The organism is Kribbella sp. NPDC050820 (assembly GCF_040653975.1).
GTDB lineage: Bacteria > Actinomycetota > Actinomycetes > Propionibacteriales > Kribbellaceae > Kribbella.
On record NZ_JBFAHB010000012.1, the window covers coordinates 104390 to 120033 of the forward strand.

The window sequence follows — 15644 nt, forward strand, 5'->3', positions numbered from 1 at the left end:
GGCCGGGCTGTTCGCGTCTGGGCTAGAAGATGACTTCGCCGCGGGCGCGGCGGGCGCGGAGTTTTTCCAGGGCCTCTTCGAGGATCTCCTGGGCCTCCTGCTCGCTGCGGCGTTCCTTCACGTACGCCAGGTGGGTCTTGTAGGGCTCGATCTTCGGGGGCGGGGGTGGGTTGTTCACATCGGTGCTGGTCGGCAGACCGCACCGCGGACAGTCCCACGCCTCCGGGATGGACGCCTCGACCGCGAACACCGTCGCGGTCTCGTGCCCGTTGGCGCAGAAGAACACGATGCGCTGCCGGGGCGCGGTGTCACCGCGCTCCGCCTCGCCCATCGGGCCTGCGCCGACCCGGCTGCCACGAATCGCACTGCCACCACCAGCCACGGGAACCTACTCCCCTCAGCCGAGCTTGTAGAGCAGGCCGAGGGCGACGATGGCAGCGAACCAGATCAGACCGACAGCGATCGTGATCCGGTCCAGGTTCCGCTCGGCGACCGACGAGCCGCCCAGGCTGGACGACACCCCGCCACCGAACAGGTCCGACAGACCGCCACCGCGGCCTTTGTGCAGCAGCACGAGCAACGTGAGGATGAGGCTGCAGACGATCACGACGATCGAAAAAGCGAGAATCACGAGGAGTAGCCTAACTGAAGGTCCAGGTAACGGCAGATTCCGGCGAACTCGTCCGCCTGAAGGCTCGCACCTCCGACCAGGCAGCCGTCCACGTCCGGTTGGGCCATGATGCCACCTGCACTGGCCATCTTCACCGACCCCCCGTAAAGAATCCGTACCGAGTCGGCGACCGACGGTGAGATCGTCTCCTCGATCCGGCCCCGGATGGCCGCGATGACCTCCTGCGCGTCCTCGGGCGTGGCCACCTCGCCGGTACCGATCGCCCAGACCGGCTCGTAGGCCAGGACCAGCTTGCGGACGTCGTCCTGCTTCAGCCCGGCCAGCGCGCCGTCCACCTGGGCCAGCGTGTACTCGACGTGCTCGCCGGCCTTGCGGACGTCGAGCCCCTCGCCGACACAGACGATCGGGGTCAGCCCGGCCTCGAGCGCCTTGGTCGTCTTGGCGTTGACCAGGGCGTCGTCCTCACCGTGGTACTGGCGCCGCTCGGAGTGCCCGGTCAGCACGTAGGTGCAGCCGAGCTTGGCCAGCATCGACGCCGAGATCTCGCCGGTGTAGGCGCCGGCGTCGTACTTCGAGACGTCCTGGGCGCCGTACTTGATCTTCATCCGGTCGCCGTCGACCAGCGTCTGGACGCTGCGCAGGTCGGTGAACGGCGGCAGCACCGCCACCTCGACCCGCTCGAAGTCGTGCTTCTTGTCCTGCAGCGTCCAGGACAGCTTCTGCACCAGGTGCACAGCCTCGACGTGGTTGATGTTCATCTTCCAGTTGCCCGCCATCAACGGCGTACGGGCAGCTGCGCTGTCAGCCATCGGGTGTCAGTCCTCTTCCAGTACGGCGAGACCCGGGAGCTCCTTGCCCTCCAGGTATTCCAGCGACGCCCCACCACCGGTGGAGATGTGCCCGAACGCGTCGTCGGCGAAGCCCAGCTGGCGCACCGCCGCGGCCGAGTCACCGCCGCCGACCACACTGAGGCCGTCCACCTCGGTCAACGCCTGCGCGACGGCCTTGGTTCCGCCGGCGAACGCGGCCATCTCGAACACGCCCATCGGGCCGTTCCAGAACACCGTCCTGGCCGCGGCCACCTCGGCGGCGAACGCCTTGCCGGACTCCGGGCCGATGTCCAGGCCGAGCTGGTCGGCCGGGATCGCGTCCGCGGCCACCACCGTCGCCGGGGAGTCGGCCTTGAACTCGGGCGCGACCACGATGTCGGTCGGCAGCACGATCTCCACACCCTTGGCCTTCGCGGTCTCCAGGTAGCCCTTGACCGTGTCCAGCTGGTCTTCCTCGAGCAGGCTCTTGCCGACCTCGTGACCCTGCGCCTTCAGGAAGGTGAAGACCATCCCGCCGCCGATCAGCAGCTTGTCGGCCTTGCCCAGCAGGTTGTCGATCACCGCGAGCTTGTCCGACACCTTCGCGCCACCGAGCACGACGACGTACGGCCGGGCCGGCTCCTCGGTCAGCTTCTTCAGTACGTCGACCTCGGCCAGCACCAGGCCGCCGGCGGCATGCGGCAGCTTGCGCGCCACGTCGTACACGCTGGCCTGCTTGCGGTGCACCACACCGAAGCCGTCGCTGACGAACACGTCGGCCAGCGCCGCCAGCTCGTCGGCAAGCTGGTCGCGCTCGGCCTCGTCCTTGCTCTCCTCACGTGCGTCGTACCGCACGTTCTCGAGCAGCAGGACCTCACCCTCGTCCAGATCCTGTACGGCGGACTGCGCGCTGTCGCCGGTGACGTCGTCGGCGAACAGCACCTTGATGCCCTCCGGCTCGAGCAGCTCGCCGAGCCGCTTGGCCACCGGGGCCAGCGTGAACTCCGGGTTCGGCTTGCCCTTCGGGCGGCCGAGGTGGGCGGTGACGATCACCTTGGCGCCGGCCTTGGCCAGCTTCACCAGCGTCGGCAGGCCGGCCCGGATCCGGCCGTCGTCGCCGATCGTCTCGTCCTTGATCGGCACGTTCAGGTCGGAGCGCACCAGCACCCGCAGGCCGGCCACGTCCCCGAGGTCTTCGATGGTCTTCACAGTTCAGCAATCCTTGCGGCTCAGGGATCAGCCTGCGTCCGGGGCGAACCGGACGCAGGCTGTCGACAGTGCAGGTGTCAGAGCGAGGCGCCGACGTGCTTGACCAGGTCGACGAGGCGGTTCGAGTAGCCCCACTCGTTGTCGTACCAGCCGACGACCTTGACCTGGTTGCCGATCACCTTGGTCAGGCCCGCGTCGAAGATGCAGGAGGCCGGGTCGGTGACGATGTCGGCGGAGACGATCTCGTCCTCGGTGTAGGTCAGGTAGCCCTTCAGCGCGCCCTCGGCGGCGGCCGCCTTGTAGGCCTCCTTGACCTCGTCGACGGTGACCTCGCGGCCGACGTTGACGGTCAGGTCGGTGGCCGAGCCGGTCGGGACCGGGACCCGCAGGGCGTAGCCGTCCAGCTTGCCCTTCAGCTCCGGCAGCACCAGGCCGATCGCCTTCGCGGCGCCGGTGGAGGTCGGCACGATGTTCAGCGCGGCGGCGCGGGCGCGGCGCAGGTCCTTGTGCGGGGCGTCCTGCAGGTTCTGGTCCTGGGTGTACGCGTGGATCGTGGTCATCAGGCCACGCTCGATCGTGAACGCGTCGTGCAGGACCTTGGCCAGCGGGGCGATGCAGTTGGTGGTGCAGGACGCGTTCGAGATCACGGTGTGCTTCTCGGCGTCGTACAGGTCGTGGTTCACGCCCATCACCACGGTCAGGTCCTCGTTCTTCGCCGGTGCGGAGATGATGACCTTCTTGGCGCCGTTGTCGGCGTGCGTCTTGGCCTTGGTGGCGTCGGTGAAGAAGCCGGTCGACTCGATCACCACGTCGGCGCCGACGTCGGACCACTTGAGGTTCGCGGGGTCGCGCTCGGCGAACGCCTTGAAGCTCTTGCCGGCGACGGTGATGTCGTCGTCGGTCGCGGAGACCTCACCGGGGAAGCGGCCCAGGATCGAGTCGTACTTCAGCAGGTGAGCGAGGGTCTGGTTGTCGGTCAAGTCATTGACGGCGACGACCTCGATGTCGGCACCGGACGCCTGCACGGCGCGGAAGAAGTTACGGCCGATCCGGCCGAAGCCGTTGATACCTACGCGTACGGTCACGGGACTGCGTCTCCTCAAAACTAGCTGTCGAGCACTGCCGCTACAGCCCGAACACTAGCCCAACAGCCCACTCGATCAACTGGTAGCGTCCAGATGAGACCACCACCACTCCCGCTCCGGTTTCAGACCAGACCACTTGGTGGTACGGCAACGGCGGTTTCCGGAACCTCTCTCCGGAAACCGCCGTTCGCAGCGGTCAGCCGACCACGTTCACCGCGGCCCAGGCCTGCTCCACCGCGGCCCGCTCGGCGCTGCTCGCGCCGTACAGGTCGGTGGCCGCGTTCAGCGTCGCGGTCCGCGCACCGTGGTAGTCGGTCCGCGACGTCATGTACGTCGTCAGCGCCCGGTACCAGATCTTCTCCGCCTTGCCGATGCCGATACCGGTGACGGTGATGCCGTTCACGGTCGGGCTGTTGTAAGCGACCCCGTTGATGGTCTTGGCGCCGCTGCCCTCGGACAGCAGGTAGAAGAAGTGGTTGCCTACACCGGACGAGTAGTGCACGTTCAGCCGGCCCACGCTCTTCGACCACGAGTCCGCGCTGGCGCCGTCCATCGACGGCTTGTCGAGCCGCCGGATGAAGTTGGCGGCCGGGTCGTAGTCGGCGAAGATCTCCTCACCCAGCACGTAGTCCGGGCTGTCCGAGCCGTTCGCGGCGTACCACTCGACCGCCGTGCCGAAGATGTCCGAGGTGGACTCGTTCAGGCCGCCGGACTCGCCGCTGTAGCGCAGCTTGGCCGAGCGGCTGGTGACACCGTGGCTCATCTCGTGACCGGCGATGTCCAGCTCGACCAGCGGGCCGATCCCCTGGCTCGGGTCGCCGTCGCCGTACCGCATGCAGAAGCAGGAGTCGCTCCAGGACGCGTTGACGTAGGCGCCGTCGTGCACGTACGACCGTGCGCCCACGCCGTCGTTGGCGATGCCGTTACGGCCGTGAACGTTCTTGTAGTAGTCCCACGTCTCGGCGATGCCGTAGTGCGCGTCCACGCCGGCCGACTGCGGGTTGCTGTTGCTGCCGGTCCCCCACACGTTGTCCGCGTCGGAGAACAGCGTTCCCGCGTTGTACGTCGTGTTGCCGCCCCGGACCGGGTCGACCATGGTCCAGTTCGCGCCCGACTTGGTGGTGTCGAGCGCGACGGTGCCGGAGTACAGGCCGGTGCCACTGCCGAGGTCGTCGTGGACGGTGCTCCAGCTGGCGAGCAACTTGCCGGTCTGTGCGTCGACGTAGGTTTCGGTGCCGGTCGGCTCACCGGTGGACTTCCGGCCCTCGCTGACGACCTGGTAGGCCAGCTTCGACTGACCGGCGTCGGTGACGAACACGACGAGCTGCTGTTTGCCGGACTTCTGCTTGGCGGCGGCGGTCGCGGTGGCAGCCGAGACGGCCGGCTTCGTCGACAGGCTCAGCTTGCCCACACCACCGGACGCCGAGCGGGCCTTCCCGGCCTTGTCCTGGTGGACGACGACGTCACCGCCGACGACCGGCAGGCCTTGATAGGTGCGATCGAACCGGATGTGGCTGGTGCCGTCGCCGTCGACCACGACATCGCGGACGACGAGGTCACCGGCGGCGCCGACACCGAGCTGCTCGGCATTGGCCCGGGCCGCGGCCACCGGCGACACCGGATCGCCGCCGGCACCGGGTTGGGCAGCCTGCACGCCGGCGGCGGTGGACAGGACGGCCAGACCGGCGATCGCGGTCGCGGCCAGACCGGCGCGACGAATGCGCTTCATGGGGACTCCCTTGGGCGGAAGACGCGCACGGACGGGACCTGCCGTGCGCGATGGGCAGGCACACCCTGCGCGAACTTCCATCCAAAGGGAATCGATCGTTCCCGAAATCCACCGAAGTCCCGGGAAATCCTTCAGCCACCCGGTTCGAGGCCCGCGGCCAGGACCGGCGTACGGCAGGCCCTGCGGAGACCGCCGTACGCTCGGACCACAACTCGATTTCTCAGCCCCCGAAGGCCTGCGCCGTCCCCCGCGCGTTCACCACGGCGCCCAGCTTCTCGTTGTCCCGCAACCCGCGCTCCGCCCGCACCTCGTTGTCCGGCCAGCCGATCACGACCGGGCTGTCGGCGACCATGCTGTTCTGCTGCTTGGCCGCTTCCTCCGCGGCCTTGCGCGCCGCTTCGGCCGCCTCCAGCGCCGCGGCTTCTTCTTCTTGGGTACCCATCGGTCCTCACTTGTTCATCGGATGGCAGTTCCCGTGGGGGAATCCAACCAACGTGACCAGGACCGCGTGGCGCGTGGTTGATAACGATCCGGTCAGGCCGGGTCGAGCATCTCCGGGGTGAGGTTGGCCTCGGTGTTCGGGATGCCGAGGTCGGCGGCGCGCTTGTCGGCCATCGCGAGCAGGCGGCGGATCCGGCCGGCCACCGCGTCCTTGGTCAGCGCCGGCTCGTGCAGCTGCCCGAGCTCCTCCAGGCTGGCCTGCTTGTGCTCCAGCCGCAGCTTGCCGGCCACCTGCAGGTGATCCGGTACGTCGTCGCCGAGGATCTCCAGCGCGCGCTCGACCCGCGCGCCGGCAGCCACTGCCGCCCGGGCGGAACGGCGCAGGTTCGCGTCGTCGAAGTTCGCCAGCCGGTTCGCCGTCGCGCGAACCTCGCGACGCATCCGGCGCTCCTCCCAGGCCAGCACGGACTCGTGCGCACCCAGCCGCGTCAGCAGCGCGCCGATCGCGTCGCCGTCGCGGATCACCACGCGGTCGACGTTGCGCACCTCGCGGGCCTTCGAACCGATCCCGAGTCGCCGGGCCGCACCGACCAGCGCGAGCGCCGCCTCCGGACCCGGGCACGTCACCTCGAGGGACGACGAGCGCCCCGGCTCGGTCAGCGAGCCGTGCGCCAGGAACGCACCCCGCCAAGCCGCCACGGCATCACAGGAGGCACCGGACACTACGGCCGGCGGCAGGCCCCGGACCGGGCGGCCGCGGTTGTCGACCAGTCCGGTCTGCCGGGCCAGCGCGTCACCGTCACGCACCACGCGTACGACGTACTTGGTCTGCTTCCGGATACCGGACGGGGAGATCACCACCACGTCCGACGGGTGCCCGAAGATCTCGGCGATGTCCTTGCGCAGCCGCCGGGCCGCCGCCCCGCTGTCCAGCTCCGCCTCGACGACGATCCGCCCCGACACCAGATGCAGCCCGCCCGCGAAGCGCAGTACCGACGACACCTCGGCCTTGCGGCAACAGGGTTTCGTGACCTGGATGCTGGTCAGTTCGGACTTCACCTGTGCAGTCATCGCCATGAAGGCATCCTCCCACCGTTGTCAAAGACCCTCGTTCAACGTGCGCATCCCGGAACTGGTTACGCAGCGGTGCAACCTCACGAAGCGCCCGCCGCGTTCCCTCGGCGACACAATGATCAGCAGAGGGGGCCGAATGCGAAGACCCGACGAAGACGAGTTCACCGAGTTCGCGGCCGTCACCATACGCCGCTTACGCCGTACGGCGTACCTGATGTGTGGCGACTGGCACCGGGCCGAGGACGCGGCCCAGGACGCGCTGGTGAAGGTCTACCGCCGCTGGAACCGCATCGACCGCAGCGAGGGACTGGTCAGCTACGCCCACAAGGCCGTCGTGACGTCGGTGCTGGACCAGGCGCGGCGGCCGTGGCGGCGCGAGCATCTCGACGATCCGGGCGACGACATCCTGACCGCGCCCGACGCGTTGCAGGCCGTCGACGACCGCTCGGTGGTGATCGCGGCGCTCGCCGCGCTCGCGCCCGGTCAACGCGCATGCGTCGTACTGCGTCATTACGCCGACTTCAGCGTCGAGCAGACCGCGGAGATCCTCGGCATCGGCGAGGGTGCCGTGAAGAGCCAGACATCCAGGGGTCTCGCGCACCTGCGCCAGCTCCTCGGCCTGACCGAAAGGAGCGCCTCGTGAACGACATCGAGAGACTGCTCGACGCCGCGTCCGACGACGCGGACCAGCCGCTGCGTCACTCCGTCGACGACATCCTCGTCCGCGGCCGCCGTTCGGTCCGCCGCGGCCGGATCGCCGTCGCGTCCACCGCGGTCCTCACCACCGTGGCGATCATCGGCGGTATCGCCGCCTGGTCGAACACCGTGAACGACTCCGCGGACCCGGCCGGCGACCCGAAGACCCAGACCATCACCGTCGACGCGAAGACCGGACAGGTCGTCGACAACGAGTCCGGCCGGCAGGCCGCGGCGCCGCCGCCGGTCAGCCCTCTGTCTGACGCCGAGGTCCTGCAGCGCTGCAAGCAGTTCGACAACGAGTACGTCCAGTCCAACAAGGAGCGAGGCTCGAACAGCTTCGACAAGGCGGGACCGATCGACGCGCGCTGGAAGGTCCTCGTGAAGAGCGGAGACCAGAACCGCCTGCAGGCGCTGTTCCTGGCGCCGGACCGGTCGATCGTCTCCACTTGCACCATGGACGGCCCGCAGCGGCCCAAGATCAACGGGCGCTACAGCACCACCGAGAGCTTCGCCAAGATCGCCGGCAGTTCGGACGACCAGCCGCAGGCCGTCGCGGCGAAGGTCCGGATCCCGGTAGACGGCGTCGCCCGCGTGCTGGTGGATTTCGTCGGCGAGAAGGCGCCACGGCAGGCGCTGGTCGGCCCCGACGGGTTCTTCACCCTGGGCTACCCCGACTGGGAGCAGTTCTACCGGCCGTCCCCCGACGCGTCGGGCCGGACGAGTCGGCCCGAGCCGACACTCCAGCGGGTCCGGGCGTACGACGCCGGCGGCCGCCGGATCTACGACTGGAAGTACAAGCCAGTGGAACTGCCGCAGCAACCGACCGTGCCGGCGGACCGGAAGATCCAGCTCGCCGCGCCGATCACCCCGGAGGTCGTGCTCACCAAGGATCCGGCCACCGGCAAGGCGCTGCAGCCGGCGCCGCCGGTCAGTCCGGTCAGCGACGACTCGATCCGGACCCGGTGCAAGAAGCCGGACGACGCCTACTTCAAGGACGGCGTCCCGTCGGGTCAGGACGAACGGACCTACGACGCCGGGAAGCTCACGCCGGACTGGAAGGTCGCCCTGAAGACCGGAACCGGGATCGACTTCACCGCCCTGCTGGTCTCCCCCGGCGAGAACGTCGTCGCGTGGTGCCACATGTACGACCAGGCCGATCACTACGACTACAGCCGCGGCGGCGTCCCTGCCACCGGGAAGTTCGGGGTCGGGCTGGAGTGGGGCCAGGTCCCCGACGGGGTCGCGCAGATCGTGGTCGACCTGCCGAGCGGCCCGGTCCGCGCCCTGATCTCGAACGGGTTCTTCATCTGGGGCCTCACCGGCGGGAACTCCGACGTCAAGAACGTGCGGGTCCGCGGCTTCGACGCCCAGGGCAAGCAGGTGTACGACGCCAAGCACGACGTCGACGCGAGCTAGACGAGCAGCTCCCGGTAGACCTTGGCCAGTTTGTCCGGGGCGTGGTGGAGGTGGCGGTCGTCGTCGGCGATGTCGGCGACGACCAGCTCCGCGCCGAGCGCCTCCGCCGTACGGCGCAGGGACGCCGGGTCGGGCACGTGGCCCTCGTCGGCGAGGACCACGTCGATCCGCAGGTCCGGGGCGTGCGCGGCCAGCACCTCGAGGTGGGTCTCCGGCGAGAAACCGTCGGTCTCGCCCTTCTGTTCCCCCAGGTTCAGCGTCAGCACCCGGCGGGCGCTGGTCTGCTCCAGACCGCGGCACAACGCCGGGACCAGCAGGTTCGGGATCACGGACGTGAACCACGACCCCGGGCCGACGACGACCCAGTCTGCCTCCGCGATCGCCACCAACGCCTCCGGGCAGGCCGGCGGGTCGGCCGGGTCCAGCGCCACGTCGACCACATGTCCTTCGGTCGTCGCCACCTCGGCCTGACCGCGGATCTCGGTGATCGCCTCCGGATGGTCCGGATCCAGCCCGAGCACCCGCGCCGTGATGTCCAGCGGTACGGCGGACATCGGCAGCACCCGGCCTTGGGCGCCGAGGAGCCGGGCGACCCAGTCGAGCCCGTCCACCGCCTCGCCGAGCAACTCCCACAACGCGACGATCAGCAGGTTGCCGACCGCGTGGTCGTGCAACGCGCCGTCGCTGCGGAACCGGTGCTGCAGCACGTCGGCCCACGTCCGGCCCCACTCGTCGTCGCGGCACAACGCGGCCAGCGCCATCCGCAGGTCACCCGGCGGCAGCACCCCGAGCTCGCTGCGCAGGCGACCGGACGAGCCGCCGTTGTCGGCGACCGTCACGACCGCGGTCAGCTGGTCGGTGACATGACGAAGCGCGGACAGGGAGGCTGCCAGTCCGTGCCCTCCGCCCAGTGCGACAACCCGGGGAGCTCTGCGGGGGTCTGGGGGTCGCCCCCCAGACGACACGCCAGAGCGCTCCAGCCCGTGCTCTTCGCGGGCAGGGATGTCCCAGGGACTCTGGCTCACTCCCGCCCCAGATCCCGGTGTACCACCAAGGTCGGTGACCCTTTCTCCCGCAGCCGCCGGGCGATCTCCTCGGCCATCGCGACGCTGCGGTGCTTACCCCCGGTGCAGCCGATCGCGACGGTGACGAAGCGCTTGCCCTCGTTCAGGTAGCCGGTCCGCAGGGTGTCCAGCACGTCCACGTAGTTCTGCAGGAACTGCTGGGCCAGCGGATGGCCGAGGACGAAGTCTGACACAGGACGGTCCTGTCCGGTCATCGGGCGCAGGTCGGGCTGCCAGTACGGGTTCGGGATGAACCGCATGTCGGCCACCACGTCGGCGTCGACCGGGATGCCGTACTTGAACCCGAACGACACGACGGTGGCCCGCAGCTCGACGTTCTCCTCGTCGCCGAAGGCGTTCACGATCTTCGCGGCGAGCTGGTGGATGTTCATGTTCGAGGTGTCGATGACCAGGTCGGCGCCGGCCCGGATGTCGCCGAGCAGCTCGCGCTCGCGCTGGATCCCGGTCAGCAGCCGGCCCTCGCCCTGCAGCGGGTGCGGCCGGCGAACGCTCTCCTGCCGCCGCACGATCACGTCGTCGGAGGCCTCCAGGAACAGCGTCAGCGGCCGGTACCCCTTCAGCCGCAGGTCGTGCACCGCCTGCGGGAGCTCGTCGAAGAACATCCCGGTCCGGACGTCGACGACGACCGCGAGCCGCGGCGCGGCGCCGGTGCCGACCACCTGCTCGACGATGGTGGTCAGGAACATCGGCGGCAGGTTGTCCACCACGAACCAGCCGAGGTCTTCCAACACGTCCGCGACCGAGCTCCGCCCCGCGCCGGACATGCCGGACACGATGACGAGATTGCCTGCGTCGTCCATCAGTTCTCTGTTCTCCCTGGATCCCCGTCGGCCGCTTCCACCGACCGTTGTCCGGCCGGCGCCGGGACGTCGTCGTCCAGTATCTCGCCCGTGGCCATGTTCACCGCGGGCGCCCGGCCGGTTTCGGCCTCCAGACCCCCAGGGTTAGACAGCGTTGCCGCAGCGTTCACCGCGAGTACGACGGACTCCGCCGTCCGGCGGCCGAATCCGGGCAGCGCGGCCACCTCGTCGATGGTGGCCTGGCGCAACTTCTTCAGCGAGCCGAAGTGCTTCAGCAGGGTCTTGCGGCGGACCTCGCCGAGGCCGGAAACCTCGTCCAGCACGCTCTCCACCATCGACTTCGACCGCCGGTTGCGGTGGTGGGTGATGGCGAACCGGTGGGCCTCGTCGCGCAGCCGCTGGAGCAGGTAGAGCCCCTCGGAGGTCCGGGAGAAGATGACCGGGTCCTCCTCGTCCGGCAGCCACACCTCTTCGAGCCGCTTGGCCAGGCCGCAGACCGGGATGTCGCCGAGACCGAGCTCGTCCAGCGCCTGCCGCGCGGCCGCGACCTGCGGCGGGCCGCCGTCGACCACGACCAGCCCGGGCGCGTAGGAGAACTTGCGGGCCCGGCCGGTCTCCGGGTCGATCAGGTTGGCCGCCGGGTCCTCGTCGTCCTGCAGCGTGGCCCGCTCGTCCAGGAGCCGCTTGAACCGCCGGGTCAGCACCTCGGCGATCGAGGCGACGTCGTTCTGCCCGTCGACCCCCTTGATCACGAACCGCCGGTACTCGCTCTTGCGCGGCAGGCCGTCCTCGAACACCACCATCGAGGCGACCACCTCGGTGCCCTGCAGGTTGGAGACGTCGTAGCACTCCAGCCGCAGCGGCGCCTCGGGCAGGTCGAGCCCGGCCTGGATCTCCTCGAGCGCCTGGTTGCGGGTGGTCAGGTCGCTGGCCCGCTTGGTCTTGTGCATGGTGAGCGTCTGCAGCGCGTTCCGCTCGACGGTCTCCATCAGCGCCTTCTTGTCGCCGCGCTGCGGGACCCGGATGAAGACCTTCGAGCCGCGCAGCTCGGACAGCCACTCGGTCAGCGCGTCGGTGTCCTCCGGCTCGGTCGGGACCAGGATCTCCCGCGGGATCGCGTCGCCCGAGTCACCGGCGTACGTCTGCTGGATGAACCGCGACACCAGGTCGCCGGTGGTCGCCGTACCGTCCGCCTTGTCGGCGATCCAGCCGCGCTCACCGCGGATCCGGCCGCCGCGGACGTAGAAGATCTGGACGGCGACCTCGAGCGGGTCCTCGCTGAGCGCGATCACGTCGGTGTCGGTGCCGTCGCCGAGGACGACCGCGTTCTTGGCCAGCGCCTTCTCCAGGGCGGCCAGGTCGTCCCGGATCTTGGCGGCCCGCTCGTACTCGAGCTCGGCCGCGGCGGCCTTCATCTCCTTCTCCAGCCGGCGCACGTACGTCGCGGTCTGGCCGGAGAGGAACGCGGCGAAGTCGTCGACGATCTTGCGGTGCTCGTCCTGGCTGACCTGGCCGGTGCACGGCGCCGCGCACTTGCCGATGTAGCCGAGCAGGCAGGGCCGGCCGATCTGGCGGTGCCGGTTGAACACGCCCTTGCTGCACGAGCGCATCGGGAACACCCGCAGCAGCAGGTCGACGGTCTCGCGGATCGCCCAGGCGTGGCTGTACGGGCCGAAGTACCGCACGCCCTTCTTCTTCTGGCCGCGGCCGACCATCACCCGCGGGTAGTCCTCGTTGAGGGTGATCGCGAGCCACGGGTACGACTTGTCGTCGCGGTACTTCACGTTGAAGCGCGGGTCGTACTCCTTGATCCAGGAGTACTCCAGCTGCAGCGACTCGACCTCGCTGGCGACCACCGTCCACTCGACCTTCGCGGCCGTCGTCACCATCGCCTGCGTCCGCGGGTGCAGGTTCACCACGTCCTGGAAGTACGACGACAACCGTGCCCGCAGGTTCTTCGCCTTGCCGACGTAGATCACCCGCCCGGCGCTGTCGCTGAAGCGGTAGACGCCAGGCGAGTCGGGGATCGACCCTGGAGCGGGACGGTAGGAGGACGGATCAGCCACCCATCCACCCTAGTTCGCCGCACGGACAAAGTCGGAATTCCGTCAAAGCTTCTACTGCAGCTTCAATGACACACTTGAAGGCATGACAGTCGACGAGATGGACCTCCTGATCAAGTGGTACGACGGCGTCCGGATCCTCGAGGCGCAGGACGACCTGTTCTACCTCTACGACCCCGACGGCGACCTGCCACCCGAGCGGCAGCAGCCGTTCGCCACCATCGTGACCGGCGACCACTACGAGAAGGTGTCCCGGCTGGACGAGCCCGGAGCATGGCGACTCAACCTCGGCCTGACCAAGGCGACGTACACGTCGCTGTTCGGCGCCGTGCCGACCGAGCGGGACGCGGACTGGGTGCTGGACTCCGGCCATGACTACGCCGCCCGTGACCAGTTGATGCCGCACCCGTTCTATGCCTCGCAGTACTGGGTCTGCATCGTCTCCCCCACCGACCTCGCTCCGCTCCAGGGCCTGCTCGACGAGGCCTACGAGTTCGCCGCGCGTAAGTACGCCAAGCACCGGGCCCGCCAAACCAACTGAACCTTGCGGTCGTGTTGCGGCTTGCCTCATAAGCCCGGTTTGACCCCCGGTTGGGATGAGCGGACTCCGTAGCGTGTGACCCAGGGTAGATGCGCAGGACCTTTGCGTGAGGCAACTGGGCCTTGCGCTGACTCGAGGGAGCCGCCCATGTCCCCCATCCGCAGACCGCGGGCCGTGCTGGGAGCGCTAGCCGCATCCGCGCTCGCCGCCACCGGCATCGTCGCCACCGCAGCCGGTAGCGACGCCGCACCGGACGCCGGCGTCAGCATCCGCGCCGCCGGCAGCGCCAACGCCATCCCGGACAGCTACATCGTCGTCCTGGCCGGCCAGCGCAGCCAGGCCGAGACCCGCGCCACCAACGCCGGCCTGGCCAGCAGCTACAAGGTGAAGGTACGCAAGCAGTACGACGCCTCGGTCAAGGGCTTCTCCGCGACGATGAACGAGGAGCAGGCGAAGAAGGTGGCCGCTGACAAGCGGGTCGCGTTCGTCCAGCAGAACCAGAAGATCACGGTCAGCCAGGACAACCCGCCGTGGGGCCTCGACCGCAGTGACCAGCGCGACCTGCCGCTGGACACGAAGTTCACCCCGTCCAGCGCCGCCGAGAACGTCAACGTCTACGTGATCGACACCGGCATCTACGCCGCGCACAAGGACTTCGGCGACCGTGCCGCGGTCGGCACCGACACCGTCGGCGACGGCCAGAACGGCGTCGACTGCATGGGACACGGCAGCCACGTGGCCGGCACCATCGCCGGTACGACGTACGGCCTGGCCAAGGGCGCCAAGGTGTTCGGCGTCCGGGTGCTCGACTGCAAGGGCTCCGGCTCGACCGAGTCGGTGATCGGCGGGATCGACTGGGTGACCAAGAACGCGAAGAAGCCTGCGGTCGCCAACATGAGCCTCGGCGGCGGCGCCGACGACGCGTTGGACGCGGCCGTGAAGGCGTCGGTGGACGCCGGCATCACCTACGCCGTTGCTGCCGGCAACGAGAGCTCGGACGCCTGCGGAGGCTCGCCGGCCCGGGAGCCGTCCGCGATCACGGTCGGCGCGACCGACGACCAGGACCAGAAGGCGTCGTTCTCGAACTGGGGCAAGTGCGTCGACCTGTTCGCACCGGGCGTCGACGTCGAGTCCGTCGGCATCACCGACCCGGAGTCGACCGCGAAGATGAGCGGTACGTCGATGGCCACGCCGCACGTGGCCGGCGGGATCGCGCTGTACCTGGCCGACCACCCGGACGCCACGCCGGCCGATGTCACGACCGCGCTGGTCGGCGCGTCCACGCCGGACAAGGTGGGCGACCCGGGCGAGGGCTCGCCGAACAAGCTGCTGTTCGTCGGGAAGGCCGACCCGGCCGCCCAGGGCTGATCTGTTCTGTTGGAGGTGAAGAGCCCGGTCCCCCGAGGCCCGGGCTCTTCGCCTGTCTCAGGCCGACTGGACGATGTTGCTGCCCTGGACGGCGACGTTGACGGCGGGCAGCGGGCTCTGGGCCGGGCCGCTGACCGGGCTGCCGTCGGTGATGCTGAAGTGGCTGTTGTGGAACGGGCAGACGATCTCGCCGCCCTCCACCGAGCCGATCGGGTTGCCCTGGTGGGTGCAGACGGCCGAGAAGCCCTTGTACTGGCCCGCGGACGGCTGGGTCACCACGACCTTGGCCTCGGTGAACACCTTCCCGCCACCCACCGGCACGTCGGATGTCGGACCGAGCACCGTCCCGCTCGCCGTCGTCGCCGGAGCGCTCGAGGACGGGGCGGTCGACGAGGGCGCACTCGACGACGGTGCACTCGTCGTCGGGGCCGAGCTGGTCCCGGTGGTGCCGGCCGAGCCCGCGTCGTCTCCCCCACCGCAGGCGGCCAGGATCGGCGCGCCGGCGCCGGCCAGCGCGACCATCGCGGCACAGCGCAGCACCGACCTCCGGTTGCGCAGGTCGTCCGCCGCAGGCCCGGCCTCAGGGGTCGTCGGCGGGGCCATGGTGTCATCGCTCATGAACTGGACCTCCAGGAGCTTCCGTCAAAGTAGTTGAACGCTCTGCTTCTTCATGTTCTACCCGGCCCCTCGAGTA

16 protein-coding genes are annotated in these 15644 nt (G+C 69.3%); 4 read left to right on the forward strand and 12 right to left on the reverse strand.

All coding sequences use genetic code 11. The features are described 5' to 3' along the window. Positions 1–22: 22 nt before the first annotated feature. From AB0H36_RS13860 to whiA, 8 genes are all read right to left on the reverse strand, one after another. Complete coding sequence (locus AB0H36_RS13860; RefSeq protein WP_360521422.1) at positions 23–382, reverse strand: RNA polymerase-binding protein RbpA; 360 nt, start codon at positions 380–382, stop codon at positions 23–25. A gap of 15 nt (positions 383–397) precedes the next feature. Then, on the reverse strand, positions 398–631 hold the full coding sequence (gene secG, locus AB0H36_RS13865; protein ID WP_337010487.1) for a preprotein translocase subunit SecG: 234 nt from the start codon (positions 629–631) through the stop codon (positions 398–400). Beyond that, positions 628–1440, reverse strand: coding sequence for a triose-phosphate isomerase (gene tpiA, locus AB0H36_RS13870; RefSeq protein WP_360521426.1), 813 nt, complete (start codon positions 1438–1440; stop codon positions 628–630). The genes secG and tpiA overlap by 4 nt, the downstream gene beginning before the upstream one ends. A 6-nt stretch (positions 1441–1446) precedes the next feature. Next, positions 1447–2649 (reverse strand): phosphoglycerate kinase, encoded by a 1203-nt coding sequence (locus tag AB0H36_RS13875; protein WP_360521429.1) that lies wholly within the window; start codon positions 2647–2649, stop codon positions 1447–1449. A 77-nt stretch (positions 2650–2726) separates the two neighbouring features. Next, positions 2727–3734, reverse strand: a complete 1008-nt coding sequence (gene gap / locus AB0H36_RS13880) for a type I glyceraldehyde-3-phosphate dehydrogenase (protein WP_360521432.1) — start codon at positions 3732–3734, stop codon at positions 2727–2729. A 196-nt stretch (positions 3735–3930) separates the two neighbouring features. Beyond that, a complete protein-coding gene (locus AB0H36_RS13885) occupies positions 3931–5463 on the reverse strand; it encodes a M4 family metallopeptidase (protein WP_360521435.1) in 1533 nt (510 codons plus the stop codon). Between the two features lie 220 nt (positions 5464–5683). Continuing rightward, positions 5684–5905, reverse strand: coding sequence for a hypothetical protein (locus tag AB0H36_RS13890; protein ID WP_360521438.1), 222 nt, complete (start codon positions 5903–5905; stop codon positions 5684–5686). A 92-nt stretch (positions 5906–5997) separates the two neighbouring features. After that, positions 5998–6981 carry a DNA-binding protein WhiA gene (whiA, locus tag AB0H36_RS13895; RefSeq protein WP_328520667.1) on the reverse strand — a complete coding sequence of 328 codons (984 nt, stop codon included), beginning with the start codon at positions 6979–6981 and terminating at the stop codon, positions 5998–6000. A 133-nt stretch (positions 6982–7114) separates the two neighbouring features. Here whiA and AB0H36_RS13900 point away from each other — a divergent pair, with 133 nt between their 5' ends. Further along, on the forward strand, positions 7115–7621 hold the full coding sequence (locus AB0H36_RS13900; RefSeq protein ID WP_360521441.1) for a SigE family RNA polymerase sigma factor: 507 nt from the start codon (positions 7115–7117) through the stop codon (positions 7619–7621). Continuing rightward, positions 7618–9093 (forward strand): hypothetical protein, encoded by a 1476-nt coding sequence (locus AB0H36_RS13905; protein ID WP_360521444.1) that lies wholly within the window; start codon positions 7618–7620, stop codon positions 9091–9093. The genes AB0H36_RS13900 and AB0H36_RS13905 overlap by 4 nt, the downstream gene beginning before the upstream one ends. On the opposite strand, the gene yvcK is transcribed toward AB0H36_RS13905, so the two are convergent. Genes yvcK through uvrC form a run of 3 tightly spaced genes read right to left on the reverse strand, consistent with a single transcriptional unit; the run spans position 9090 to position 13044 of the window. Then, entirely contained in the window at positions 9090–10058 is a 969-nt protein-coding gene (yvcK, locus tag AB0H36_RS13910; RefSeq protein WP_360521447.1) for a uridine diphosphate-N-acetylglucosamine-binding protein YvcK, read from the reverse strand. The genes AB0H36_RS13905 and yvcK overlap by 4 nt on opposite strands. Before the next feature lie 56 nt (positions 10059–10114). Then, positions 10115–10978, reverse strand: a complete 864-nt coding sequence (gene rapZ, locus AB0H36_RS13915; RefSeq protein ID WP_360521450.1) for an RNase adapter RapZ — start codon at positions 10976–10978, stop codon at positions 10115–10117. Then, positions 10978–13044, reverse strand: coding sequence for an excinuclease ABC subunit UvrC (gene uvrC / locus AB0H36_RS13920; protein WP_360521453.1), 2067 nt, complete (start codon positions 13042–13044; stop codon positions 10978–10980). Before uvrC ends, rapZ begins: the two co-directional genes overlap by 1 nt. Before the next feature lie 82 nt (positions 13045–13126). Between uvrC and AB0H36_RS13925 the strand changes: the two genes are divergently transcribed. Beyond that, positions 13127–13582, forward strand: a complete 456-nt coding sequence (locus tag AB0H36_RS13925) for a DUF6194 family protein (protein WP_360521456.1) — start codon at positions 13127–13129, stop codon at positions 13580–13582. A 147-nt stretch (positions 13583–13729) separates the two neighbouring features. Further along, a complete protein-coding gene (locus AB0H36_RS13930) occupies positions 13730–14950 on the forward strand; it encodes a S8 family peptidase (protein WP_360521459.1) in 1221 nt (406 codons plus the stop codon). Positions 14951–15007: 57 nt separating this feature from the next. On the opposite strand, the gene AB0H36_RS13935 is transcribed toward AB0H36_RS13930, so the two are convergent. Next, positions 15008–15568, reverse strand: a complete 561-nt coding sequence (locus AB0H36_RS13935; RefSeq protein WP_360521462.1) for a Rieske (2Fe-2S) protein — start codon at positions 15566–15568, stop codon at positions 15008–15010. Positions 15569–15644 lie beyond the last annotated feature (76 nt).

Coding starts and splice junctions, on each gene's coding strand:
- tpiA (WP_360521426.1), bottom strand. CDS start 1,440: ATGGCTGACAGCGCAGCTGCCCGTACGCCGTTGATGGCGGGCAACTGG.
- AB0H36_RS13900 (WP_360521441.1), top strand. CDS start 7,115: ATGCGAAGACCCGACGAAGACGAGTTCACCGAGTTCGCGGCCGTCACC.
- AB0H36_RS13890 (WP_360521438.1), bottom strand. CDS start 5,905: ATGGGTACCCAAGAAGAAGAAGCCGCGGCGCTGGAGGCGGCCGAAGCG.
- AB0H36_RS13930 (WP_360521459.1), top strand. CDS start 13,730: ATGTCCCCCATCCGCAGACCGCGGGCCGTGCTGGGAGCGCTAGCCGCA.
- rapZ (WP_360521450.1), bottom strand. CDS start 10,978: ATGGACGACGCAGGCAATCTCGTCATCGTGTCCGGCATGTCCGGCGCG.
- AB0H36_RS13925 (WP_360521456.1), top strand. CDS start 13,127: ATGACAGTCGACGAGATGGACCTCCTGATCAAGTGGTACGACGGCGTC.
- whiA (WP_328520667.1), bottom strand. CDS start 6,981: ATGGCGATGACTGCACAGGTGAAGTCCGAACTGACCAGCATCCAGGTC.
- AB0H36_RS13935 (WP_360521462.1), bottom strand. CDS start 15,568: ATGAGCGATGACACCATGGCCCCGCCGACGACCCCTGAGGCCGGGCCT.
- AB0H36_RS13885 (WP_360521435.1), bottom strand. CDS start 5,463: ATGAAGCGCATTCGTCGCGCCGGTCTGGCCGCGACCGCGATCGCCGGT.